Source organism: Aliiruegeria lutimaris, from assembly GCF_900099935.1.
GTDB classification, from domain to species: Bacteria; Pseudomonadota; Alphaproteobacteria; order Rhodobacterales; family Rhodobacteraceae; genus Tropicimonas; species Tropicimonas lutimaris.
Window position 1 is genome coordinate 24808 of the sequence record NZ_FNEK01000005.1, and the last position, 22656, is coordinate 47463.

General features: G+C 64.2%; 23 protein-coding genes and 1 pseudogene. 14 read left to right on the forward strand and 10 right to left on the reverse strand.

What is annotated here, in order from left to right:
- From BLR85_RS03860 to BLR85_RS03880, 5 genes and pseudogenes are all read right to left on the reverse strand, one after another.
- A complete protein-coding gene (locus tag BLR85_RS03860) occupies positions 1 to 1086 on the reverse strand; it encodes an EscU/YscU/HrcU family type III secretion system export apparatus switch protein (protein ID WP_093149919.1) in 1086 nt (361 codons plus the stop codon).
- Positions 1086 to 1856 (reverse strand): flagellar biosynthetic protein FliR, encoded by a 771-nt coding sequence (locus tag BLR85_RS03865; protein ID WP_093149924.1) that lies wholly within the window; start codon positions 1854 to 1856, stop codon positions 1086 to 1088. The genes BLR85_RS03860 and BLR85_RS03865 overlap by 1 nt, the downstream gene beginning before the upstream one ends.
- Positions 1853 to 2959, reverse strand: a pseudogene (locus BLR85_RS03870) (FHIPEP family type III secretion protein); the annotation flags it as partial. The gene BLR85_RS03865 and the pseudogene BLR85_RS03870, both read right to left, overlap by 4 nt.
- Before the next feature lie 157 nt (positions 2960 to 3116).
- Positions 3117 to 3776, reverse strand: coding sequence for a winged helix-turn-helix domain-containing protein (locus BLR85_RS03875; protein WP_425284462.1), 660 nt, complete (start codon positions 3774 to 3776; stop codon positions 3117 to 3119).
- Between the two features lie 16 nt (positions 3777 to 3792).
- A complete protein-coding gene (locus tag BLR85_RS03880; RefSeq protein ID WP_425284463.1) occupies positions 3793 to 4083 on the reverse strand; it encodes a hypothetical protein in 291 nt (96 codons plus the stop codon).
- A gap of 180 nt (positions 4084 to 4263) precedes the next feature.
- On the opposite strand from BLR85_RS03880, the gene BLR85_RS03885 reads away from it, so the two are divergent.
- From BLR85_RS03885 to BLR85_RS03895, 3 genes are all read left to right on the forward strand, one after another.
- A complete protein-coding gene (locus BLR85_RS03885) occupies positions 4264 to 4731 on the forward strand; it encodes a hypothetical protein (protein ID WP_093149939.1) in 468 nt (155 codons plus the stop codon).
- A 173-nt stretch (positions 4732 to 4904) separates the two neighbouring features.
- The gene (locus tag BLR85_RS03890) at positions 4905 to 6101 is read left to right on the forward strand and encodes a TIGR03862 family flavoprotein (protein WP_244520597.1); all 1197 of its coding nucleotides are present in this window, start codon (positions 4905 to 4907) and stop codon (positions 6099 to 6101) included.
- Entirely contained in the window at positions 6091 to 6396 is a 306-nt protein-coding gene (locus tag BLR85_RS03895; RefSeq protein WP_093149946.1) for an HNH endonuclease family protein, read from the forward strand. Before BLR85_RS03890 ends, BLR85_RS03895 begins: the two co-directional genes overlap by 11 nt.
- Positions 6397 to 6398: 2 nt before the next feature.
- Here the strand turns inward: BLR85_RS03895 and BLR85_RS03900 are convergent, their stop codons facing one another.
- Complete coding sequence (locus BLR85_RS03900; protein ID WP_093149949.1) at positions 6399 to 7028, reverse strand: enoyl-CoA hydratase/isomerase family protein; 630 nt, start codon at positions 7026 to 7028, stop codon at positions 6399 to 6401.
- Positions 7025 to 7780, reverse strand: coding sequence for an SDR family oxidoreductase (locus BLR85_RS03905; protein WP_093149953.1), 756 nt, complete (start codon positions 7778 to 7780; stop codon positions 7025 to 7027). Before BLR85_RS03905 ends, BLR85_RS03900 begins: the two co-directional genes overlap by 4 nt.
- 145 nt (positions 7781 to 7925) lie before the next feature.
- On the opposite strand from BLR85_RS03905, the gene BLR85_RS03910 reads away from it, so the two are divergent.
- The 6 genes from BLR85_RS03910 to BLR85_RS03935 all read left to right on the forward strand — a co-directional run bounded on the left by BLR85_RS03910 (position 7926) and on the right by BLR85_RS03935 (position 13727).
- Positions 7926 to 9440 (forward strand): DUF2125 domain-containing protein, encoded by a 1515-nt coding sequence (locus BLR85_RS03910; protein WP_093149957.1) that lies wholly within the window; start codon positions 7926 to 7928, stop codon positions 9438 to 9440.
- Between the two features lie 124 nt (positions 9441 to 9564).
- Complete coding sequence (locus BLR85_RS03915) at positions 9565 to 10146, forward strand: DUF2796 domain-containing protein (RefSeq protein ID WP_093149961.1); 582 nt, start codon at positions 9565 to 9567, stop codon at positions 10144 to 10146.
- Between the two features lie 8 nt (positions 10147 to 10154).
- Positions 10155 to 10871 (forward strand): ABC transporter ATP-binding protein, encoded by a 717-nt coding sequence (locus BLR85_RS03920; RefSeq protein ID WP_093149964.1) that lies wholly within the window; start codon positions 10155 to 10157, stop codon positions 10869 to 10871.
- Entirely contained in the window at positions 10871 to 12118 is a 1248-nt protein-coding gene (locus tag BLR85_RS03925; protein ID WP_093150262.1) for an ABC transporter permease, read from the forward strand. Before BLR85_RS03920 ends, BLR85_RS03925 begins: the two co-directional genes overlap by 1 nt.
- Positions 12119 to 12147: 29 nt before the next feature.
- The gene (locus BLR85_RS03930) at positions 12148 to 13203 is read left to right on the forward strand and encodes a hypothetical protein (RefSeq protein WP_139188301.1); all 1056 of its coding nucleotides are present in this window, start codon (positions 12148 to 12150) and stop codon (positions 13201 to 13203) included.
- Positions 13204 to 13211: 8 nt separating this feature from the next.
- The gene (locus BLR85_RS03935) at positions 13212 to 13727 is read left to right on the forward strand and encodes a DUF3299 domain-containing protein (protein WP_093150267.1); all 516 of its coding nucleotides are present in this window, start codon (positions 13212 to 13214) and stop codon (positions 13725 to 13727) included.
- Here the strand turns inward: BLR85_RS03935 and BLR85_RS03940 are convergent.
- On the reverse strand, positions 13724 to 15412 hold the full coding sequence (locus BLR85_RS03940) for an ABC1 kinase family protein (RefSeq protein WP_093149970.1): 1689 nt from the start codon (positions 15410 to 15412) through the stop codon (positions 13724 to 13726). The two genes, BLR85_RS03935 and BLR85_RS03940, sit on opposite strands and share 4 nt — an antisense overlap.
- A gap of 123 nt (positions 15413 to 15535) precedes the next feature.
- Positions 15536 to 16915: a trypsin-like peptidase domain-containing protein gene (locus BLR85_RS03945; RefSeq protein WP_093149975.1), complete on the reverse strand. Its 1380-nt coding sequence runs from the start codon at positions 16913 to 16915 to the stop codon at positions 15536 to 15538.
- Between the two features lie 142 nt (positions 16916 to 17057).
- Here BLR85_RS03945 and BLR85_RS03950 point away from each other — a divergent pair, with 142 nt between their 5' ends.
- The 5 genes from BLR85_RS03950 to lpxK all read left to right on the forward strand — a co-directional run bounded on the left by BLR85_RS03950 (position 17058) and on the right by lpxK (position 22000).
- Positions 17058 to 18404 carry a TldD/PmbA family protein gene (locus BLR85_RS03950; protein ID WP_093149978.1) on the forward strand — a complete coding sequence of 449 codons (1347 nt, stop codon included), beginning with the start codon at positions 17058 to 17060 and terminating at the stop codon, positions 18402 to 18404.
- Positions 18391 to 19167 (forward strand): inositol monophosphatase family protein, encoded by a 777-nt coding sequence (locus BLR85_RS03955; protein ID WP_093149981.1) that lies wholly within the window; start codon positions 18391 to 18393, stop codon positions 19165 to 19167. The genes BLR85_RS03950 and BLR85_RS03955 overlap by 14 nt, the downstream gene beginning before the upstream one ends.
- Positions 19168 to 19497: 330 nt before the next feature.
- Positions 19498 to 19740, forward strand: coding sequence for a DUF4170 domain-containing protein (locus tag BLR85_RS03960; protein ID WP_068311973.1), 243 nt, complete (start codon positions 19498 to 19500; stop codon positions 19738 to 19740).
- A gap of 8 nt (positions 19741 to 19748) precedes the next feature.
- Positions 19749 to 21011 (forward strand): 3-deoxy-D-manno-octulosonic acid transferase, encoded by a 1263-nt coding sequence (locus tag BLR85_RS03965; protein ID WP_170844449.1) that lies wholly within the window; start codon positions 19749 to 19751, stop codon positions 21009 to 21011.
- Positions 21011 to 22000 (forward strand): tetraacyldisaccharide 4'-kinase, encoded by a 990-nt coding sequence (lpxK, locus tag BLR85_RS03970; RefSeq protein ID WP_093149989.1) that lies wholly within the window; start codon positions 21011 to 21013, stop codon positions 21998 to 22000. The genes BLR85_RS03965 and lpxK overlap by 1 nt, the downstream gene beginning before the upstream one ends.
- A gap of 3 nt (positions 22001 to 22003) precedes the next feature.
- Here the strand turns inward: lpxK and BLR85_RS03975 are convergent, their stop codons facing one another.
- Positions 22004 to 22654: a DsbA family protein gene (locus BLR85_RS03975; protein WP_093149994.1), complete on the reverse strand. Its 651-nt coding sequence runs from the start codon at positions 22652 to 22654 to the stop codon at positions 22004 to 22006.
- Positions 22655 to 22656 lie beyond the last annotated feature (2 nt).

Below are 22656 nucleotides of genomic sequence, written 5' to 3' on the forward strand. Positions count from 1 at the left end.
TCAATCCAGCACTCTCTGACGGGCGAGACCGCGCATCTTCTCGGCAAAACGAATGGCTGCCGCAACGGCGCGGTACTGGTCGGGATGGATCTCCTGACCGATTTCCGTCGTCGCGTGGATCGCGCGGGCGGTTGGCGGGTCCCGATGTATGGGAACACCCGATTCCATCGCCTTTTCTCGGATCCGGGCGGCGATTTCATCCACCCCCTTGGCAACGCAGATGGGTGGGCCGCTGAAGGACGGATCCCATTTGAGCGCCACGGCATAATGCTCGGGGTTAACCACGACGACACTCGCATCGGGCACATCGGCCAGCATGGAACCCATCGCGATTTCCTGTGCCCTCCTGCGCCGGGCCATTTTCATGAAGGGGTCGCCTTCGGACTCCTTCGCTTCGTCCTTGAGTTCCTTGTGGGACATCATGTTGCGCCGCCGGTGTTCGGCGTGCTGCCATAGCAGGTCGATGGCGCCGAAGGTCCCGAATACCAGAACGACGATGGTCAGGAAATCGACGGCAAGCTCGCCCATCAATTGCGCGACGCCGCCGGGTGTCGACGACATCGTCGCGGCAATGCTGTCCATGCGTGCCGACAGGAAGAGAAACAGCACGCCCGACACGATCACGAGCTTCAGGAAACTCTTGGCGAATTCGAACAGGCCAGAGCGGCCATACTTGTTCTTGGCGTTCGATAGAGGAGATATTCGGGACAGTTTTGGCGCCAGCTTGCTGGGGGCAAAGACCAGCGTGCGTTGTGCCAGCAGGCTGGCGATCACGATCAGTCCGGGCGGTAGCATCAGGGGCAGGAGACCTTGCAGCAGCGAGCTGCCCAAGGCGCCGCGTTCAAGCGGTACACCGAAATGCGCGCGCGTGGCCGCGCTGTTTTCGAGGCTGGAAAGTATCGATGTTCCGAGATCGCCGAAACGGGTTGCGATCGAGGGGCCGAGCGCAACGATGGCAATCAGGATCGTGGCGTAAGCGATGGCGCCGGTCAGGTCCTGTGATCGCGGCACGTCGCCTTTCTTGCGCGCATCGTCCAGTTTCTTCTGGCTTGGCTCGTGTTGCTTGTCCTGCTCTTCCTCGGCCATCAGCGCATCCCGAATGGATTGGCCAGAACGACCTGGAAAGCGTCGAGCCAGATCCGAAGAAGGAAAGGCGACAGCAGGGCCAGCATGGCCATTCCGACACCGGTGATCGCCGGCGCGCCAACCAGTACGACCATGAGTTGCGGCATGGCACGGTTAATCGCGCCGAGCGCCAGGTTGTAGATGAACGCTGCCAACACGAAGGGGGCGGCGAGGCAGAAGGCCAGCCGGAAGCAATAGGAGATATGGGCGATGCCGAATTCGGTCAGCTCGGTGGAATCCATCAGGCTGCCGACGGGAAAGATGCTGTAGCTCTCCATGATTGCCCTTGCCGCGAGCACATGGAGATCCGCCATCACGGCGAGCGCCAGCCCGCCCATGACCAGCACATGACCGATGGCGGGCATCGGCTCGGTCGCGGACCCGGAGAAAATCTGTGCGAGCGAGGTCGACTGTGCGATCATGGACGCGGCCATCTGCAAAACCACGACCATCATCCGCAGCGTCAGCCCGAGAACGACACCGATCAGGGTCTCGGCGCCTATCAGGGACAGCAGTTCTGTGCCCGTGTCGGGGGCATCTGTGAGTGGAACCGCAGGAAGGACAATCGAGGTGAATGCCAGCGCGACGGCGAGCTTGACGCGCTGCGGCACCAGTTTCTCGCCGAAAGCCGGCAGGAAGGCAACGACACCGGCGACGCGCAGGAAGGCCACCACTCCCTGCAGCAGAAGGCCCTGACTTGCCTGCAGCAGTTCGGGTGGCAATTCGATCATGCCGGGACGACCCCGATCATCGAGGGGCGTGCATCCATGCCGATTTCTTCGAAGGAAAGGACGGGCGAATGCACGCCCTTGGCGGCCAGAACGCTAGTCAGGAAACGCCGCCGGCGAGTCGAGGTGACGATTGCCGGGAAAATTCCTCTCTCGGCAGCTTGCGACAGCTTCTCGGAGACGCCTGCGGCCAGCCGGCCGAAATCTTCCGGCGGAAGCGCGACTTCCTTCATGCCGCCTGGGCCATCGATCTGGTAGGAGGAAAAACGGTCCTCCCATTCCGGTGCCAGCTGGAGCAGCGGCACGGTTCCGTCTTCGCGGCGTAGCCCCGAAACGATCTGGAACCCAAGCCGCTGGCGGACATATTCGCAGATGGCTTCGGGCGTGTTGAAGCTGCCGCGCGCCTCGGCAATCGCCTCCAGGATGAGCGGCATGTTGCGAATGGAGACCTGTTCTTCGAGCAGCAGGCGCAGGACGGCCAGCAGCATGTCGATCGGCACCTTGTCGGGCACGAGCTCGTCGATCAGCTTCCGGTTGGCCTCGGCGCGCCCCTTGTCGGAAAGATTGGTCAGTTCATTCAATAGGCGCCGGAGGGCCTTCAGGGTCATCAGGCGGGGGAAGTTCCGCTTGATGACTTCGAGCAGATGTGTCGCCAGCACTTCCGAAGGCGTAACGATCGTCGTGCCGTCGAGGGCGAGTTCCTCGCGTTGATCCTCCGGAATCCAGCGTGCGGGCGCTCCGTAGACAGGCTCTGAGACGTTCTCGCCCGGAGGGTAGGGAAGCGAGGGGTCGGAGACGAGCGCGAGCACCCTTCCGGGCTGAAGCCGGTCGCGCGCCTGTTCCACGCCCTGGATGCGCAGGACGTAGGTGCCCTGTTCGAGGGCGGCATTGTCGGTGAGTCGCACTTCGGGAAGGACAAGTCCGAACTGCGACGCGACGTGGTTGCGCATGTTCGCAATACGCGCGTCGAGGCCCGTGCCCGGATCGAGCACCATGGACACTAGCTCGGGAGAGAATTCCAGGTGAATGTCGTCGAGGTCGAGCATGTCGCCGATAAGCCGTTCCGAAGGGGCCGCTTCGGTTGCAGGACGGACGTTTGCGGCTGCCGCGGTGACGGTACTTCCGGTACGGGCCCGTCCGGTACTTCGGGCACGAACTGATCGGCATTGCGCGGCGTCGAAATGGCGTCGTCGCGATCAAGACAAAAAAGGGTCCAGGTCACATTCCTGGGCCCTTTATCTTTGGGCAGACGCCGGCGGGCCGTCACACCATCCGTATCACGTCCTTGTTGATGGCCAGCACATAGCCTTTGCGGGCGATGTTTCGCACCAGCAACTCGCTGACCATCTGGTTTCCAAGGGAATCCCGTAGCCGCTTGATGCGCGTGGCCCCGGCAGCTTCCTCGCAATCCTCCGGGCGCCGCCCCTGGATCACGGCTTCCAGTTCGGCCCCGGTCAGGAATTCCTCGTCCATGCGCGCCTCGGCTAGGGCGGCCAGCGTCTCGATGGCGGCTTCGGTCAGCTTGAATTCCATGTTGTTGATCAACACCAGCCGTTCCTGACGACTGATGATCAGGTCCGTGACCTGGATTCCCTGCCGTTCGATCTGACCCATGCGGCGGTTGAGAATGACGATCGCCACCAGCAGGGAGAGCGCCGCAACCAGTAGTGCAGCGGCAAAAACCAGCAGCACGAAGATGATCTGCCGGTAGCTCTGCAGCACGTCCGAGAAGGAGGTGCCGCTCGCGGCCAGGATCTCCAGAAGCCGAATCTCGGCCTCTGAGGTCAGGTCGTTATTCTCGACGAAAATCCGTTCGACCCGGGCGTTGAACGCATCCGCGTCCGGCAGGTTGGCAAAGAGCAGCACGGCGGCTAGCGCAAGAATGCCGACGATGCCGGCAACGCCGAACATGACGGCACGCATGCCGGCGCGGCGCGCCTCAATAACGGAGGTGGAACTGTCCGGCACTCGCTTTCCTCTCGGCCAGGCCGGATTCGTCAAAGACGCCCAGCACGTTCAGAAGGGTCCAGCCGTCGCGCGCAATGCGCTGTCTGATCTGCGCCGCGGCGGCGCCGGGATTGCAGGCATCCCCGTCGATGCGGATGGTGCCGTAATGCAGCCGCAAGGGGTTGTCTTGCTTTGCCTTGTAGTCGGCGTAGCAAGCCGCCTGGGCGGGCAGGGCAAGCAGCATGAGAACGGCGGTGCAGGCCGATATCCGGGTTCTGGTCATCATGCGGTCACAGTGGGCAAAATCCCCGCAAAGTTCAATAACGACAGGCCTCTAAGCGCTCGTTATTCGATAACACCCCGCCGTTATTGCGTGATTTCGGCGCTCGGGGCGAGGGTGTTTGCAGCAAGACCGGGGCGAGCAGCGTCGCTGGTCAAGGCGACGAATGACAGGAGACAGAAAATGCGCAAGACACTGACCGCCGTGACCCTTTCCATGGCCCTCGCAGCCACGAGCTTCGTTCCCGGACAGGCCGTGGCGGGGGACCGCGAAGACCTCGCCGCCGTTCTGTTCGGGGCGAGCCTTCTGGCCATCGTGGCGGCTGCCGCGTTGAATGACGACGATGGGAAGGACCGCAAGGCCCGCGCCCCGGTTGTCCAATACCAACGCGCGCCGGTCGTGACCGTGCAACCGCCCCAGCGGGTCGAGGTGAAGCGGAACAACACCCTTCCCAGCCAATGTTCCCGGCAGTTCAACACCAATAGCGGCCAGCGCAGCTACATGATGAAGGATTGCCTGGAAAGGAACGGTGTGCGCGTGTCCAGCCTTCCGGGGCGTTGCGAACGTTCCATCGACATGCCGGGCCGCGGACCGGACCGGACCGGATGGTTCCAGGGCTGTCTGAACAGCGAAGGCTATCGGATCCGTTGAGACCGCGAATACAGGCACGATAATCGCGGGAGCAGCAGGCAGGGGGAAACCTTGCCAGGGCGGCGGGGATCTCCTCGCCGCCTTCTCCGTATTTGAGGCGGTTCGGTGGAAAGCCGGCCGGGGCTCGCGTAGAAGCAATGCATCGGAATAAAAGCAAGAGGCTGGGCCTTGCGGTGAACGAACAAGTGGATGCGTTGATAATCGGGGCCGGTCCGGCGGGGCTGATGGCGGCCGAGGTGTTGGCGGATGCCGGCCACTCCGTGATCGTGGCCGATGCCAAGCCCTCGGCGGGGCGCAAGTTGTTGATGGCGGGCAAGTCCGGGCTGAACCTGACCAAGGATGAGCCTGCCGAGCGATTCCTCGAAGCTTACGCCGAGGCGGCGGAGTGGTTGGCGCCGATGCTCGCGGAGTTCGGCCCGCAAGATGTGAAGGATTGGGCGGAACAACTCGGCAGCGAGGTTTTTACCGGATCGGCGGGCCGTGTCTTCCCGAGGGAAATGAAGGCGTCTCCGCTGCTGCGATCCTGGCTGAAACGGCTGGGAGAGAAGGGCGTAGAGCTTCGCGTGCGCTGGCGGTGGACCGGCTGGGAGGGAGACGCCTGCTGCTTTGACACGCCCGATGGGGCGAAAACGGTCGACGCTGCAGCGACGGTTCTCGCCCTGGGCGGGGCGAGCTGGGCACGGTTGGGCTCCGACGGTGCCTGGGCCGGGAGGTTGCGGGGGGCAGGGATCGGGCTCGATGTCTTTGCCCCGTCAAATGTCGGGCTTTGCGTCGACTGGTCGCCGCATATGGAACGGTATTTCGGCGCGCCGGTAAAAGGCGTGGCCTTGGTGGTCGGCGAGGCCCGTTATCGCGGCGAATTCGTAATTTCCCGCCATGGTCTCGAAGGGAGCGGCATCTATGCGGTCAGCCGTCCGGCGCGCGAAGAGCGCCCGATCCTGATCGACCTGCTGCCGGACTGGAGCGAAGAGAAGGTTCAGGAACGGCTGTCCCGCCCGCGCGGCAAGGCCTCCATCAGCAATCATTTGCGCAAGAGCCTGCATCTCGATGCGGCGAAAGTCGCGCTGTTGCGGGAATTCGGTGGTCCGCTTCCCGATGGCGTGGCGTTGGCGCAACGGATCAAGGGGTTGCCGCTTGCCCATGACGGGCCGAGACCGATGGATGAGGCGATATCGGTGGCCGGTGGCGTGCGCCGAGACGCGCTGGATGACCGGCTGATGCTGAAGCTGCGACCGGGTGTGTTCTGTGCCGGCGAGATGCTGTCCTGGGAGGCGCCCACGGGCGGCTACCTGCTGACGGCGTGCCTGTCGACCGGGCTATGGGCCGGGCGAGGGGCGGCGGAATGGCTGGAGCGCAGCCATGACGCATGAGGCGGGCGATCCCGTCTGCCCGCTCTGTGGCCGGCCCATCCCGGCGGATGTGCGTCAAAGCCTGCACCACCTCGTGCCGAAACTGCGCGGCGGAAAGGGCGGGCCGACGGTGCTTCTGCACCAGATCTGCCACAACGAGATCCACGCCACACTCTCCGAGACCGAACTGGCGCGCAGCTACAGCAGCATCGAGGCTTTGCGGGCGCATCCCCAGATCGAGAAATTCATTCGCTGGATCAGCCGTCGGCCGCCGGAATTCTATGCCAGAACCCCGGGCCCGCGCCGCCGCCGCTAACGTCAGCCGGGAATCATCGCCTTGATCCCCTTGCGAATCTCGGGCGGCGCGGCGCAGACGGCTTCGCTGAGCGCATGTAGCGTCTCGCCAAGCGCCTCCTTCTCGACGACCCGGTCCACGAGGCCCCATTCATAGGCGGTCGCGGCGTCGATCTTCTGGCTGGCCATCAGGATCATCCGTGCGCGGGCCGGACCGATCAACGCGGCGAGGCGGCCCGGATCGGAGGGTTGCGGCAGGAAGCCGAGTTTCATCACGGGATAGAAAAACCTGGCCTGCGGTACGGCTACGCGCAGATCACAGGCCAGCGCCATGCCGAAGGCGCCGCCGGCAAGCGTGCCGTTCAGTGCCGCGATGGTCAGGCACGGCATCCCGGCGATGCGCGAGGACACCCGCTCCCAGATGCCGTCCGTTGCCAGCCCGGCGCGCGCTTCCTCAAGGTCGGCCCCGGCGGAGAACACCTTGCCCTCGCCGGTCAGAACCAGCGCGGCAACGCCGGCCTGCTCGGCCTCGGCAGTGGCGGTCTCTACGGCGCGCAGCATGTCGCGGGTGAGCGAATTGGCCTTGTCGGGGCGGTTGATCCGCAGGGTCCAGACCTGAGCCTCGCCCTGCGACTCGCGGATAACGTCGATCATTCGATGACTCCCACGCGGCGACGGATCGATTCGTCGCGCAGCGAAATCTCCTGTCCGATGAACTCGTCGGCATCGACGCCGCACATCCACAGTAGTGCCTCGGCCGGCCATTCGGGCGGAATGTGATCGCTCCACTCCAGCTTGCTCACCGGGTTGATTCCGCTGGACTTTATCACGCGCTGCATCTCGGTGGCCACGGTGCCAGGGCTCAGCCCCATCGCGCGGATGCCCGCCTGGGCGTATTCCTTGTCGAGCGAGCGGGTCAGCATCGCCGCGCCCGCCTTGGAGGCGCAATAGCTGCTCCAGGCCTCGACCGGCCCGTGCGCGGCACCGGAACTGATCGTGATCACGGTGCCGCCGCCTTGCGATAGCATGACGGGCAAGACTGCCCGCATACCGTGAAAGACGCCCTTCAGGTTCACGTCGATCGCCTGGCCCCAGCTTTCCGGATCCGCCTCTGCCAAATGAATGATCGGATCGATCACGCCGGCATTGTTGATCAGCACGTCCAGGCGGCCGAATGTGCTTGCAGTGGCCTGTACTGCCGCTTCAACCTCCCAGTAGCGACTTATCTCGCAGGGAATTGCCAGCGCCGCCTCTCCGATTTCGCCCGCCAGCGTGGCCAGTTCGTCCCGGCTGCGCGACACCAACGCCACTTTCGCGCCGGCGCGGGCGAAAACCCGGGCGGCGGCCGCTCCTATGCCCCGGCTCGCGCCGGTTATCAGCACCACCTTGCCGGTCATGTCGGTCATGTTTTCCCTCACCAAATTGCTCGCGCTTCCGTTACCCATGCCAATTTTATCATTACAAAGAAAGAGCTTTCGGCCTATTCCCTTGACCGTGTTCGCCCTCTGTCCGACACTTGAGCAGGGTTTTCCAAAGGAAGGGTGTTTCATTATGAAACCGTGGATTCTCGGCGGTGTATCGGCCGCAGCATTGATTACGATTCCTTGTGTGGGATGGAGCCTCACCGCGCAGCAGGCCTGGCAGAGCTGGCAGGACGCTGCACAAAGCTACGGTCAGGAACTCACCAATGACGGCGAGGAGATGATGGGCGGCACGCTCACCGTCCGCGGTGTCGCCATGTCTACCGACATGGAAGGCACCAGCATCTCCATGGGGGTGGAGGAACTCGTTTTCGCCGAGCAAGGCGACGGATCGGTCATGGTCACCATGTCCGAGACCATCCCGGTCACCGCGAGCGGCATCGATCCAGACACGGGCGAGGAAATCGACGTTTCGGTCGTGATCGAGCAGTCTGGACTTGCGATGACGGCCTCCGACGCCGACGGCGCCACCGCTTTTTCCTATGACGCACCCTCGTTGATGGTGAAAATCGCCGACATGAAGATCGACGATGCGGCTTTCCCGATGGTTCTGGAAGTGGCGCTCACGGACACGTCCGGTGCCTATTCCGTCGGATCCGGCGCGGGAACGCCCGTCGAATCCGCGTTCGAGGCTGCCGGCGTCGGCATCAACGTGGATGTCGCCGATCCGGAAGGCTCTGGAAAGATGGTTTTCACGGCGAGTGTCGATGGGTTGACCACGAGTTCCTTTGCTACGGGCTTCGCGGATATGGACCCCGATGACATGGCCAGAATGCTCAACGAGGGCTTCGCGGTAGAGGGTGGCGGCAAATACGGTCCGGTCAGCTTCGACATGGCCTTCGAGGAAGATGGCAGCAGCATGCTGGCGACGGGCTCGCTCACGGGCGGTGGTGTCGGCATCACCATGAATGCCGACGGTATCAGCTACGAAATCGGCTACGAGGGTCTGGATCTGAAACTGTCCGGCTCCGAGATTCCGCTGCCGCAAGTGACGGCCAAGGCCGATGTTCTGTCGACCTCCTTTGCCTTCCCGCTGTTGGTCAGCGATGCCGTGTCGCCTTTCGCGTTCCGCACGGCCATCGAAGGCCTGCAGGTGGGCGAGGAGATCTGGTCGATGATCGATCCGGCCGCGGTCCTGCCGCGCGATCCGGCCAGCCTTATCCTTGAAGTGGCCGGAACCGGCCGTTGGATGATGGATATCTTCGACGAAGAGGCCATGATGGCGCTCGACGACGCGCAGGCGCCCGGCGAAGTCGAGACGGTGGAAGTGAAGGAGCTGAAGCTGGCCATCGGCGGTGCCGAGTTGACCGGCAACGGCGCCTTCAAGCTCGACAACACGGACCTTCAGACCTTTGACGGCGTGCCGCGTCCCGAAGGCACGGCGAACCTGCGCCTGCTCGGTGGCAACGGCCTGCTCGACAAGCTGACCCAGATGGGGCTCGTGCCGCAGGATCAGGTGATGATGGTCCGGATGATGTCGGGCATGCTGGCCAAGCCCGGTTCGGAGCCAGATGAACTCCTCTCCGAGATCACGATCGACGCAAACGGGCAGGTCCTGATCAACGGCGCGCCGTTGCCTTTCTGAGCGTGTTTCAACTAATCGAAAACGGTCGGCCTGAATGGCCGGCCGTTTTCCCTTCGTGATGGTTGACCGGGCATGACGCGCCCTGCATAAGGGTTACGAGATAACATTTCATTTTGAGGCGCCGATGAAAGTTACCGTTCTTACCGCTTTCGCTCTCTCGGCGGCCGGGGCTGCGCTCGCCCAGGACATGCACCAGCATGACGCCCATGTGCATGGCAGGGGCGCGCTGGATATCGCGGTCGAAGGCGAAAATATCCTCATGGAATTACGTGCGCCCGGCGCCGATATCGTGGGATTCGAGTATCCGGCGCGGGAAATCGAGGAAAAGGCCGCCGTTGCGGTGGCGTTGAACCTTCTTTCCAACCCCGAGGACCTGTTCGTTCTGGACGCGGCGGCCGGATGCGGTTTCGTTGCCGCGGAAGCGGAATTGCACGGTAAAAAGACTCAGGACGATGCCCAGGAAAGGGACGACGACGATAAGACCGAGCTTGCCGACTCGGCCGAAGCAGGCGGGCATTCGGAATTTCACGCCGAATTCGTGCTGAGTTGCGATCACATTGAACGGCTGAAAACCATCTCCCTGAATTACTTCAAGGCCTTCGAGCGTGCGGAGGCGCTTGAGGTTCAAGCGATCTCGGACAAGGGTAGTTTCAGTGCCGAACTGACACGAGACGCACCGGTGCTGAAGCTGGAAGGGCGGATCTGATTTCGGATATGGCAGCGAGCGAAACGGAGGCAACAAACGCCATCTTGATGTCGGGCGTGAAATTCGCCTGGAGCGGCGCGCCGCGTTTCGGGATGTCGATTGCCGAACTGGCCGTGCCCGCGGGTCAGACCGTTTTCCTGCTGGGCGAGAGCGGCTCCGGGAAATCGACTCTTCTCAGCCTCATCTGCGGGATCAACCAGCCTGAGGAAGGCCGTATCGAGATCGCAGGACAGGACATCGTGCCCATGAAAGGCGCCGCGCGAGACCGGTTTCGCGCCGAGCAGATCGGCGTGATCTTCCAGATGTTCAACCTGCTGCCTTATACGACGGCGCTCGACAACATCCTGTTGCCCCTGCGCTTTGCCCCGGAACGGCGGCGGCGTTGCCCCGACGGGCGCGGCGAGGCACTGCGTCTGGCCAAGGCGCTAGGGCTGCCGGCGGCGCTGGTCGAACGCACACAGGCGGCCGCGCTCAGCACTGGTCAGCAGCAACGCGTCGCGGTGGCCCGTGCGCTGATCGGACAGCCACAGTTGATCATTGCTGACGAACCAACCTCGGCGCTCGACGCCAATGCTCAGGCGGCTTTCCTCGACCTGCTCTTTGAACAGGTGCAGCAGATGGGCGCGACGCTGCTTCTGGTCAGCCACGATATTCGCCTGGCAGAGCGTTTCGACCGGCGCCTCGACATTCTCGACATTGCCGACGTGCGGAGGGAAGCCACATGATCCTCCTCCGTCTCGCCATCCGCTCTCTGTTCAGCCGGCGTTTCACCGTCGGGCTGACGGTCTTTGCCATCGCGCTCTCCGTGGCGCTGTTCCTCGGAGTAGAAAAGGTCCGAACAGGCGCGCGCACCAGCTTTGCCGACACGATCTCGGGCACGGACCTGATCGTGGGCGCGCGTACGGGCGGGGTGCAATTGCTGCTCTACTCGGTCTTTCGTATCGGCAATGCGACCAACAATATCGGCTGGGACAGTTACCAGCAGATCGCCGCGCGCCCGGAGGTGGACTGGATCGTGCCGATCTCGCTGGGGGATTCGCATCGCGGCTTCCGGGTGATGGGCACCAGCGCGGAGTATTTCGCCCGCTACCGGTATCGCGGCGGCCGTTCGCTCGGGTTTGCCGAAGGCGCCGGGCTGGAGGACCTGTTCGATACCGTGATCGGCGCGGATGTCGCCCGGGATCTGGGCTACCGGATCGGCGATCCCATCGTGGTCTCTCACGGGTTGGCTTCCTTCACCGAGCATGACGACAAGCCGTTTCGCGTCGCGGGCATCCTGCAGAAAACCGGCACCCCGGTAGATCGCACGGTCATCGTCAGCCTCGAAGCGATAAGCGCGATCCACCTTGATTGGAAAGACGGCTCGAAATCGGCCAATCCACTCTCCGCCGATGCGGTGCGGGCCTTGGATCTTGCGCCGGACAGCATCACCGCGGCGATGCTGGGCGTGAAATCGCGGATGCAGGTGTTCCGCTTGCAACGCGACATCAACGAGTTCGGGGCCGAGCCGCTGCTGGCGATTCTGCCCGGCGTCGCGCTGCAGGAGCTCTGGCAGATCGTCGGCGTGGCCGAATCCGCGCTGGTCGGTGTCTCCGCCATGGTAGTTACGACAGCACTTCTGGGCATGGCGGCGATGATCTTTGCCGGGCTGAACGAGCGGCGGCGGGAGATGGCGATCTTTCGTTCCGTTGGCGCGCGCCCGCGAGTGATCCTCGGTATGCTGATGCTGGAGGCTTTGCTCATCGCCCTAGCAGGGGCATTGCTCGGGCTGGTCCTGCTCTATCTGGGGCTGGTGGTTGCGCGCCCGTGGGTGGACGCGGCCTTCGGGCTCTACCTGCCGCTCACGGCGCCAGGCCGGTTCGAGGCAAGCTGGATCGGCGTGATCGTGCTGGCCGGCGGGCTGGTGGGGTTGTTCCCTGCCATTCGGGCCTATCGGATGTCGCTTGCCGATGGCATGACTGTTCGGAACTGACCTGAACTGAACTGGACAAGGAAACGCGCGTGAAAAGGGGCATTGCAGCTCTCGTGGCACTGGCAATCGGGTATTCCAGCTCGGTCCATGCCTGCAGCTTCCATACATATTTGCCCGAGATGACGGTGATCGACCGGCTGATGATGACGGAAAACGTCGTCCTGGCGCGGCCAGCTGCCGGCGATCCCTTTCGATTCGAGGCCGTCGAGGCGCTGGAAGGCACCCTGGAGCAGGCCGATCTTCCGACGCTTGTCGACAGTTCCACACGGCGACGGCTCGCGGCCAATCCGGAGGATGCCGTTCTCTTTGCCCGCGACGGCGGTGGCTATGGGCCGTTCATGCGGCTGGCCTATGTAGACTCCGGGTATCGTGCGTTGCTGGAGGAGGTGATGGCCCGGAAGGAGGACTGGATCATGGGCGACGATCTGGCCCGCTACCAGTTCTTTGCCGACCGTCTGGAGAGCGAAGACCAGGCCATTCGCGGCCTCGCGCTGCGCGAACTCGATCGCGCGCCCTATGACATCTTTCAACAGTTGGACATGGCGCCCGCAGCGGCCCCGATCCTGCAGGAGCTCTGGCAGATAGACCAGATCCCGTTCGTTCCGATCCGGATCCTCCTGCTTGGCCGAAGCGGAGATGCGGCGGCGCAGGAGTCCGTGATCGCGGGGCTGGAACGCGCGAAGAAAGACGGCGGCCGCTATCTCGGCCCGCTCGCCGTGGCGCTGATCGAGCTGGACGGGGCGGGAGGCGTGGACAGGCTTGTGGCGGACTACCTCTCCGGCCAGAACGATCCGGGCGCCACCGAGAGCGTGGTAGAGGCGCTGGCAATTCAAGCGGGTGCCGGAGATGAGGCGCTTCGTACCTATATCCTCGAAACGCTGAGAGGGTTCGTGCATGCCTTCCCCCAGCACGCCGATGCGGTGGCCCGACAGTTCGTCCTTCGTTACGACTACGCAATGGCGGAGCCTCTGCGGGAGGTGATGACTGCCGGCAAGATCAAATCCGCCACGGATCTGATTCCCGTCGCCGCCTATGTGGCGACTTCCGGAGAATTTTCGGGCGCGTTCGGCGCCGTGAGTGAATGAGAGACAAGATGACGACAGTTCATACGCGGCGCAGCCTGTTGGGCGTCTCCCTCGCGGGATTGCTTGTTGCGGCTAGCCCGCTGCGGGCCGAAGACGTGATCGAGCTGGAATGGGATGACCTGATCCCGCACGAGGGCGGCGCGCTGGAGGCGGCCGCCGAGAGGATGGGCGTGATCTCGCATGACCAGATCAGCTCCCTGCCCGAGGCATCCGACGATGCCCCCACCACCGACGCCTATGACGGCAAGCTGGTCAGAATTCCCGGGTTTGTCGTGCCGCTGGAATATCTCTCAACCGGCGTGACGACCTTCATCCTGGTTCCCTATGTCGGCGCCTGCATCCACGTGCCGCCGCCGCCCGCGAACCAGCTCATCCTGGTGACGAGCGAGACGCCGCTGGAATTCTCGGGCCTGTTCGAGCCGGTCTGGGTGACGGGCGTGTTCGGCCGGGCGGCGCTCTCAACCGACCTGGCCGATATCGGCTATGCGATCTCGGCAGATAAGGTCGAGCCCTACGAGGGCTAGCGCCGCCCGCCGCCGCCGCGGCTGCGCCAGGTGGTGTAGATCAGCCAGAGCCCGCCTAAGATGGAAGCCGTGAAGCCCATCATCGCAAAGACCGACAGGCCGACGGGCAGTTTCGCGCCGGAAAAGCTCATCACCATGGAGGAGCCCATGATGAGCGCCGACGTGACGATGGCCATGGTCAGCCGGGTGACGGAGCGGTCGATGCGGTCGAGATAGTGCTCCATCTGGACGATGTCGATGCCCAGGCGGATCTGGCCACGCTGTGCCATTTGCAGCAGCTTCTTGAGATCCTTGGGCAGGCCGGTCACGAGGTCCAGCCCCTCCGCCGCGCCCTCGCGGGCCTTGCGGGCCAGACGGTCTGGCGCGTAGCGGCGCAGCATCTGTCGGCGCAGGAAGGGACGGGCTGCCTCGACCATGTCAAACTCCGGGTCGAGTTGCCGGCCCATCCCGTCGAGCGAGGCAAAGGCCTTGGCCATCAGCGTCAGGTCCGAGGGCAGTGCGAGGTCATGGTCGCGCATGGCCGAAAACAGGTCCCGCGTCAGCGAGGCGATATCCAGCCGGTCGAGCGCGACCCCGTGCACCCGGTCGATAAAGGCATCGATCCGGCTTTCCAGTTGCAGGTTCTGCTTGGCGTCGGCATCGGCCCAGGTGAGCAGGATCTCTGTCACCTTGTCGGCCCGCCGCTCGACCATGCCGTGCAGCAGGTCCACCATCTCGTCGCGGCGCTGGCGCGAGAGCTGCCCGACCATGCCGAAATCGATGAAGACGATCTTGTTGCCGGGCAGGTAGAAGACATTGCCCGGATGCGGGTCGGCATGGAAGAACCGGTCCTCGAACATCATCTTCAGCACGGCATTGGCGCCGCGCAGGGCAATGACCTTCTTGTCGAAACCGGAGCTGTCCACGGCGTCGCGGTCGCTGCCGGGAACGCCATCGATGAACGCCTGCACGTTCATCATCTCGTTTGTCCACTCCCAGAAGACCTTGGGCGAGGAGATGTCGGGGTCGTCGGAGAAATTCGTGGCGATGGTCTCGGCGTTGCGGCCCTCGATGGCGAAATCCAGCTCGGAATGGATGGAATTCGCGAATTCCTTGATGATCGCCTCCGGGTGGAAGCGCGCAACGTCTTCAAAGCGGCGGGAAGCGAAGCGAGCGATGCGGGTGAGCAGGCGCAGGTCGGCCTCGATCACGCCACGAATTCCGGGGCGGCGGATCTTGACCACCACGTCCTCGCCGGTTTTCAGCTGTGCGCGGTGGGTCTGGGCAATGGAACCGGCGGCCAGCGGCACGATGTCGATCCGCTCGAAAACCTCTTTCAGGGGGCGGCCCAGCTCTTCCTCGATCTCGACCACGAGCTTGTCGAAACTCAAGGTCGGGACGTGGTCACGCAGCTTTTCCAGCTCGCGAATGTATTCCTGTGGAAAAAGGTCCACCCGCGTCGACAGGATCTGTCCCAGCTTGATGAAACTCGGCCCCATCTCTTCCAGGGCCTTGCGCATTCGCACCGGGGCGGGTTCGTCCGCAACCTGTTCCTGCTTGCCCCGGTGCAGCAGCTCCCCGGCTTTCTCCAGGATCTGGTCGACCCCGGCATAGCGCAGCAGATCCCCGAATCCGTACCGGATGAGGATGGTCGAGAGTTCGGTCAGTCGTCGCAATTCGCTCGGGGAGCCGGGGGGGATGGGCACGCGAAGTCTCCAGCAATCCTGCGCGGCCGGTCGCAACCGGCCGCGGCTGTTGAAAACCTGTTAGAGCAGGCCAGCGCCATGGTCCATGCCAACCGGACCAATGGCGCCGAAAGGTCCCGCCTGTCAGCCGCGCACTCGAAGCCGCAGCAGCTTGCCGCGCCGCTCGGCGAGCATTTCCCAACCCGGCGCGCCCTGTGCCACTTGCGCCTCAAGCTGGGCGGCGGTTTCGATATCGACCCCGTTGAGGTTCAGCACCAAATCCCCCGGCCGCAGGCCGAGTCGCGCCGAGTCGCCGTCGGCCCGCAGGATGATGACGCCGGTGGCGCTCATCGGCAGGTCCAGCTCGTCGATCAGGCGCGGTGTGACATCGGCGAGCACGAGGCCCGACAGCGCCGACCGGCCGCCAAGCCGCACCGGTTCGATGCGATCAACGCCCGGCGCTTCGGCCAGTGTCACCGAAACGGTCATGGTTTCGCCATCGCGGAAAAGCTCGATCTCGGAGTTGGTTCCGGCACCGAGCGTCACCATCCGGTAGTCCAGCTCATCGGGCGTATTCACCGACAGGCCGGCAATTGACAGGATCACGTCTCCTGTCCGCAGCCCTGAGTTGGCAAAGGGGCTCTCCGGGTGGATCTCGCTCACCAGCACGCCGGTAGGCACGCCCTGCCCAAGCGCCGCGGCCAGGGCGCCATCGACCTGCTGCACGCTCATGCCGGACCATGGGCGGACGAAGTCCTCGTTTCCGGCCTGCGCCTGGGCGACGTATTGGGCGACCAGATTGGACGGAATGGCAAAACCAATCCCGTTCGAGCCGCCCGAGCGGGTGAGGATCGACGTGTTCAGCCCGACGAGCCGCCCGCTCATATCCACCAGTGCCCCGCCGGAATTGCCGGGATTGATCGGCGCGTCCGTTTGCAGGAAGTAGCCCGATCCCGTCCGCGTGGCCGCCCCGGTGCGGGCGGTGGCCGAGATGATGCCTGAGGAAACCGTCTGGCCGACGCCGAACGGGTTGCCGATGGCGAGCACGAGATCGCCCACCTCGGCGGCCTCGGAATCGGCCAGTTCCAGTGCGGGCAGGTCTTCGGCGTTATGCAGGCGGATCACCGCGATATCGGCCTCGCGGTCGCTCAGCAGCACCTCGCCGTCGAATTCCCGCCGGTCGGCGAGCACGACGCGAATATCGGTTGCCTTCCGCACCACGTGGTAGTTGGAGACGACGATACCGCTCTCGTCGACGATCACGCCCGAGCCGAGCGAGTTCTGCACGCGCGGGCTCGACCGGCCGAAGCCCTCGAAGAACTGAGAAAAGAACGGGTCGTCGGCAAAAGGACTGGCGCTGCGTTCGCTGACCCAGCTGGCATAGATATTGACCACGGCCGGCGCGGTCGCGCGCACGACAGGGGCAAAGGAGAGCTGGATCTCGGCCTCGTTGGCAGGGGGGCGCTCTTGCGCGGCGGCCGGCACAGCGAGGCAGAGACAGAGTAACAGGGGGAGGACACGCATTTATCAGGCTCCGTTGGGGATGGCTCCGGAATGCTGACGAGATATGTCTTCACTCGGGGGATCTTCAAGTCGGGGAGCGCTTGCGCCGGGCGACAATCCGCCCTAGCTCGGATGGGTGAGGCAAGCATACGAGGCACAGAAAATGGACCAGCCGCTCGAATCCCTGACCCAGGCGCTTCTGGATGCGGCAGCGCGTGCCGGAGCCGATGCCGCGGACGCGATCGCCGTGGACGGCACCTCGCTCTCCATCGAAGTGCGCGGCGGTGCGCTGGAGACGGCGGAACGCTCGGAAGGGGTAGATGTCGGCCTGCGTGTGATGCTCGGGCAACGGCAGGCCTGCGTCTCGGCCTCCGATCTGTCGCCCGCGACTTTTGCGGAGATGGCCGAACGCGCGGTCGCCATGGCACGCGAAGCGCCGGAGGACCCCGGTGTAGCCCAAGCCACGCCGGAGCAATTTGCCCGGGATTTCGACGAAACCGCTTTGGAACTCGTTGATCCCTCCGCCGAGCCCGAACCCGCCGCGTTGGAACAGGCCGCGCGAGAGGCCGAGTCGGCGGCGCTCTCGGTCAAGGATATCTCGCGGGTCGACACTGTCGGGGCGGGCTATGGAAGGCGGCGCATGCATATCGCCACCTCCGCCGGTTTTGCCGGTGGATACGCGCGCAGCGAGTCGAGCCTTTACGCGGTGGCCATTACCGGCGAGGGCACCGGGATGGAGCGGGATTACTACGGCGATTCCCGCGTGTTCCGGGCCGATCTGGACTCGCCGGAGAAGGTCGGGCTGACCGCCGCGGAGCGAACAATTGCTCGCCGTGGCGCCCGAAAGCCGCCCACCGGAGCCTATCCCGTGCTCTATGACGAGCGGATTTCCTCTTCGCTGATCGCGCATCTGCTGAATGCGATCAACGGCAATGCCATCGTGCGCGGCGGCTCCTGGCTGCGCGGCGCGATGGGCGTGAGCGTGCTGCCCGGCAGGCTTTCCCTGGTGGAAGAACCGTTGCGACCGCGCACCGCCGCCGCGCGCCCCTTCGACGCCGAGGGCCTGCCGACGGCAAGCCGCGACATCGTCCGCGACGGCGTGCTGAAACGCTGGGTGCTGGACATCGCTACCGCCCGCAAGCTCGGGCTGGAAAGCACCGCCAATGCCGCGCGCGGCACCTCCGCTCCACCCTCTCCCTCGGTGACCAACCTGTCCCTGACCCAGGGCAGTGTGAGCCGCGAGGAGTTGCTGGCGCAGATGGGAACGGGCCTGCTGGTGACCTCGATGATCGGCGCCACGATCAATCCGATGACCGGGGATTACTCGCGCGGTGCCTCCGGTTTCTGGGTAGAGAATGGCGAGATCACCTATCCGGTCAATGAATGCACCATTGCCGGGAACCTGCGCGAGATGTTGCGCAGCCTCGTGCCGGCCAATGACGCGCGGACGCATCTGAGCCGGGTTGTTCCATCCCTGCTGGTGGAAGGTTTGACACTTGCTGGACAGTGATCTGAGCCTGCTCATTGAGGCCGCCAGGGCCGCTGGCGAGATTGGCCGCAAGCATTTCACCTCTGGCCATCGTGTCTGGGAGAAGGACGACGGGCAAGGACCGGTGACCGAGGCAGATCTCGAAGTCGACGCGATGCTACGGGAGCGGCTGACGAGTGCAAGGCCCGGCTATGGCTGGATGTCGGAGGAGAGCGAGGACGATCCGGAGCGCCTCGGGCGCGCCCGCGTCTTCGTTGTCGATCCCATCGACGGCACACGCGCCTTTACCGAGGGAAGCAAGACCTGGGCGCATTCCCTGGCCGTGGTCGAGTGTGGGCGTCCAGTGGCGGCGGTCGTTTACCTGCCGATGCTGGGCAAGCTCTATTCCGCCGAGGATGGCAAGGGCGCGCGGTTCAACGACCATCCGATTGCCGCCAGTCCAAGGCAGGCCTTCGACGGTGCCGATATTCTCGCCGCGCACCCCACCTTCAATGCGCGACACTGGAAGGGGGGAGCTCCGACAGTCAAAAGACACTTCCGCTCCTCCCTCGCCTACCGCCTGTCGCTCGTGGGCGAGGGACGGTTCGACGGGATGCTGACCCTGCGCGACAGCTGGGAATGGGACATCGCCGCGGGAGCCCTCATCGCGGCCGAATCCGGTGCCAGGGTGAGCGATCGTCACGGAGCCCAGATTCGTTTCAATACCGTCGAGAGATGCGCGCAGGGTATCGTTTGCGCGACGCCGGGCGTGCATGGCGAGATCCTGGCCCGTCTGGCGCACTGACCCAGTTTATTTCGAAATTTGGCGATGGCCGTCATTGGGAGCGCTGCCCCCAAACCCCGGGGATATTTTAGGTCGGAAGTAATGTGACGTGCAGATCTTCTTCTGACACCAAATATCCCCGCCGGAGGCACGGTCCGCAGGATCGTTCAGGCGCGCGAAGCGCGCGCCCCCGAATGGAAGAATTTTCCGCAACATTGACATTCGGCCATTTTAATCGGCCTATGTGCGTGACGGCCTGCCCTGTCATCCACCGTTAGCGCCCCCTGCCTTGACGCGCCGCAGCATCCGGCTAGGGTGCAGCGAAAATGCACAAACGAACAGGGAAATCCCATGGCACAGCGCCTGCACCTCGTCTTCGGTGGCGAACTTGTAGATCCGTCCAAGAACCAGTTCAAGAATATCGACGACATCCACATCGTCGGCATGTTCCCCGATTACGCCTCGGCCCATGATGCGTGGAAAGAAAATGCGCAGAAAACCGTGGATAACGCTCACATGCGCTACTTCATCGCGCATCTGCACCGCCTGCGGGACGAAGAGACCGAAGCCTCTTCCACCGAGGAACTCGGCTGAGGCCACCCTTGGATGGCTTGATCCTTCCGCGCCTGCGCGCGCATTTGCGTGCATCAGGCCAGGTGCGCAAGCTTTCCAGTGAGCTTGAGCGCGGCGGAGAGCTAGGCCGCAATGCTGCAGAGCAGCTTGCTCGAAGTGATCTCGCGCGCCCGGATGGGCCGCTGGTCTGGTGCCATGTTCCGGGACGTATCGAGACCGGCGCTCTGGCGTCGCTGGTCGAAGGCCTGAATGCCGAAGTGGCGGGCACGTCGATGCTGGTCACTTCACCCGATTCCGCGCGCTGCAGGCGGGCTGTAAATCCCAGCGAGTTCATCTGTCAGTTACCACCGCTCGACAGTCCCCGCTTCAACATGCGTTTTCTCGACTACTGGGCCCCCGATGCAGGGATCTGGTTCGAACGGGTGGACGCGCCGATGCTGCTGGACGCTGCCGCGCGGCGTTCCGTCCCGCTTTTCCTGCAAAACGGGGTCGCTCCGGAAGCCACGTCGCCGCGCTCCCGCGCCGTCGAACGCCGGCAACTGGGATTGTTCGAGCGGATCTTCGTGCTGGATTCGCACGAATTCGAAGGGGTCCGCTCCCTGGGAGCGGTGCCTGCGCGGGTCGAGATAACCGGGCGGCTGACCCGGATCGCGCATCCGCCGCCCTGTCTTGAGGCCGAACGGATGGCGTTGGCGGAGGCGCTGCGTGGACGGCCAAGCTGGCTGGCCGCGGCGCCAGATCCCAGCGAGATTCCGGCCATTCTCGAAGCGCATCGGGTGGCCCGGCGCTCGGCCCATAGGCTGCTTCTGATCCTTATGCCACGAGAGGATTCAGAGGGGCCGGCCCTGACCAGGATGCTGCGCTCCGAGGGATGGAACGTGGCGCGCAGGGATGCGGATGAGGAGCCGGACGAGGCGACGGACATTTTCGTTGCCGACAGCAAGGAAGAAATCGGTCTGTTCTATCGGCTGGCGCCGGTGACCTTCCTGGGCGGAACTCTCTCCGACACGACTGTTCCTATGGCCATTTACCCCGCCACACTGGGATCTGCGATCCTGTCGGGGCCCTATTCGGGGGCGGAGGGCGAAACCTTGCGCAGGCTGCGCCGGGGCGGTGCCTGTCGGCTTGTCGCCGACAGCGAGCGTCTGGGAGCGGCCCTGACCGAGCTTCTGGCGCCGGACCGCGCTGCGCTTCTGGCGCTCAATGCCTGGGACATCGCGTCGGACGGAACCCAGATCCTGGAACGGTTGGTCAGGGCCGTTTCCGAAGCCCTGAGATCGAGGACGGATTGATGCGCGCACCGGAATTCTGGAACAGGCCTGCCGATAGCCCGGGGCTCGCTGCGCGGCTTCTCGCGCCGCTTGGTGCAATTTACGGAGCTGCCACCGCACTTCGTTTGACACGGGTTGCGGGGTATCGAAGTGAAATCCCGGTGATCTGCGTCGGAAACATCAGTGCCGGCGGCACCGGCAAGACCCCGACCGTCATCGCGCTGGCTCAGCGGCTCGGTGATGGCACTCATGTCGTCACGCGCGGGCATGGCGGGCGGCTGGAAGGTCCCGTTCAGGTCGATCCGAACCGGCATGAGGCCGATGATGTTGGCGATGAACCCCTGCTGATCGGGGCTTTCGCGCCGGTCTGGGTGGCCAAGGACCGGGCCGCGGGTGTGCGGGCCGCCGAAGCAGCCGGGGCGACATGCGTCTTGCTGGATGACGGCTTTCAGAACCCGTCGGTCGAGAAAACGGCTTCCATCGTGGTCGTCGATGCCGCGCGTGGTTTTGGCAATGGCCGTTGCATTCCCGCAGGCCCGCTGCGCGAGGCGGTCCCGGCGGGTCTGGCGCGGGCCGACCTTGTTCTGACCATCGGGTCCGAGGAGATGCAGGCGCGGTTTTCGGAAACCTGGGGAGCGGCGGTCGAGGTGGCGGGCGTGCCCCGGGCCAAGGGCGCGCTGGTGCCACTGCAGACGGGGATGGACTGGCAGGGCCTGCGGGTGCTGGCCTTTGCCGGGATCGGGTACCCGGAGAAGTTCTTTCAAACCCTGCGCGGGCTGGGGGCCGAGATCCTGCGGGCCGAGGCGCTCGAGGACCACCAGCCGCTGACCCCGGCCCTGATCGCGCGTTTGGAGACGGAGGCCCAGAGGCTTGGCGCGCAGCTGGTGACAACGGAAAAGGACGCCGTGCGGATGCCGGCGTCCTTCAGGCGGAACGTGTTGAGCGTTCCCGTGCGGTTGGAACTGGAGGATTGGGCGCCGCTGGATCGGCTGCTGGCGCCCACCCGCTAGCGCTTACTCGGCCAGCTTCTCGTCGAGCAGCTTGGAGAAATCCGCGTAGTTCATGTTGGAGTATTTCTCGCCATTGATGATGAAGCTCGGCGTGGCGTTGATGTCATGCTCCTCGGAATTGGCTTCCCACCACTGGTAGAGCGTCTGCGCCATGTCGGCATCCTGCAGGCAAGCATCGACCTTCTCGTCGGTCAGGCCCGCCTGGCGGCCGATCTTGCGCAGGTTGTCGGCGATCTGGGCCGGCTCGCCGGAAGCCCAGGACGAGATGTCGTCCATCAGCAAATGTTGCACGCCGAAATAGCGCATCGGATCGCAGCGGGCGACCATCGAGGCCCAGAGGCCGGGGCGGTCGAAATAGACATCGCGGAAGGTGAAGGAGATCTTGTCGGTGTCGATGTAATTCTTGCGGATTTCCTGAAAGACCGTCTTCTCGAAATTCGAGCAATGGCCGCAGGTGAAGGACGCATATTCGATCACTTGCACCTTGGCGTCCGGGTTGCCCAGCGTCATCTCGACGACTTCATGGCCTTCGGCGGCCTGGGCGGCACCCACCAGCGCGGGCAGGTTGGGCGTGCTGGCATTCTGGCTCATCCAGTAGCCAATACCGGTGGCCGCTACGGCGGCCAGGGCCGTCATGGTGAGGTAGCGCTTCATTC

Excerpts from the sequence above, each read along its gene's own strand:
- BLR85_RS03905 (WP_093149953.1), bottom strand. The coding sequence starts at position 7,780 with ATGACCGACATGACCGGCAAGGTGGTGCTGATAACCGGCGCGAGCCGG.
- BLR85_RS03950 (WP_093149978.1), top strand. The coding sequence starts at position 17,058 with ATGGACCAGCCGCTCGAATCCCTGACCCAGGCGCTTCTGGATGCGGCA.
- BLR85_RS03880 (WP_425284463.1), bottom strand. The coding sequence starts at position 4,083 with ATGACCAGAACCCGGATATCGGCCTGCACCGCCGTTCTCATGCTGCTT.
- BLR85_RS03920 (WP_093149964.1), top strand. The coding sequence starts at position 10,155 with ATGGCAGCGAGCGAAACGGAGGCAACAAACGCCATCTTGATGTCGGGC.
- BLR85_RS03875 (WP_425284462.1), bottom strand. The coding sequence starts at position 3,776 with ATGCGTGCCGTCATGTTCGGCGTTGCCGGCATCGTCGGCATTCTTGCG.
- BLR85_RS03900 (WP_093149949.1), bottom strand. The coding sequence starts at position 7,028 with ATGATCGACGTTATCCGCGAGTCGCAGGGCGAGGCTCAGGTCTGGACC.
- lpxK (WP_093149989.1), top strand. The coding sequence starts at position 21,011 with ATGCGCGCACCGGAATTCTGGAACAGGCCTGCCGATAGCCCGGGGCTC.
- BLR85_RS03860 (WP_093149919.1), bottom strand. The coding sequence starts at position 1,086 with ATGGCCGAGGAAGAGCAGGACAAGCAACACGAGCCAAGCCAGAAGAAA.
- BLR85_RS03935 (WP_093150267.1), top strand. The coding sequence starts at position 13,212 with ATGACGACAGTTCATACGCGGCGCAGCCTGTTGGGCGTCTCCCTCGCG.
- BLR85_RS03945 (WP_093149975.1), bottom strand. The coding sequence starts at position 16,915 with ATGCGTGTCCTCCCCCTGTTACTCTGTCTCTGCCTCGCTGTGCCGGCC.
- BLR85_RS03975 (WP_093149994.1), bottom strand. The coding sequence starts at position 22,654 with ATGAAGCGCTACCTCACCATGACGGCCCTGGCCGCCGTAGCGGCCACC.
- BLR85_RS03960 (WP_068311973.1), top strand. The coding sequence starts at position 19,498 with ATGGCACAGCGCCTGCACCTCGTCTTCGGTGGCGAACTTGTAGATCCG.
- BLR85_RS03910 (WP_093149957.1), top strand. The coding sequence starts at position 7,926 with ATGAAACCGTGGATTCTCGGCGGTGTATCGGCCGCAGCATTGATTACG.
- BLR85_RS03915 (WP_093149961.1), top strand. The coding sequence starts at position 9,565 with ATGAAAGTTACCGTTCTTACCGCTTTCGCTCTCTCGGCGGCCGGGGCT.
- BLR85_RS03865 (WP_093149924.1), bottom strand. The coding sequence starts at position 1,856 with ATGATCGAATTGCCACCCGAACTGCTGCAGGCAAGTCAGGGCCTTCTG.
- BLR85_RS03885 (WP_093149939.1), top strand. The coding sequence starts at position 4,264 with ATGCGCAAGACACTGACCGCCGTGACCCTTTCCATGGCCCTCGCAGCC.
- BLR85_RS03895 (WP_093149946.1), top strand. The coding sequence starts at position 6,091 with ATGACGCATGAGGCGGGCGATCCCGTCTGCCCGCTCTGTGGCCGGCCC.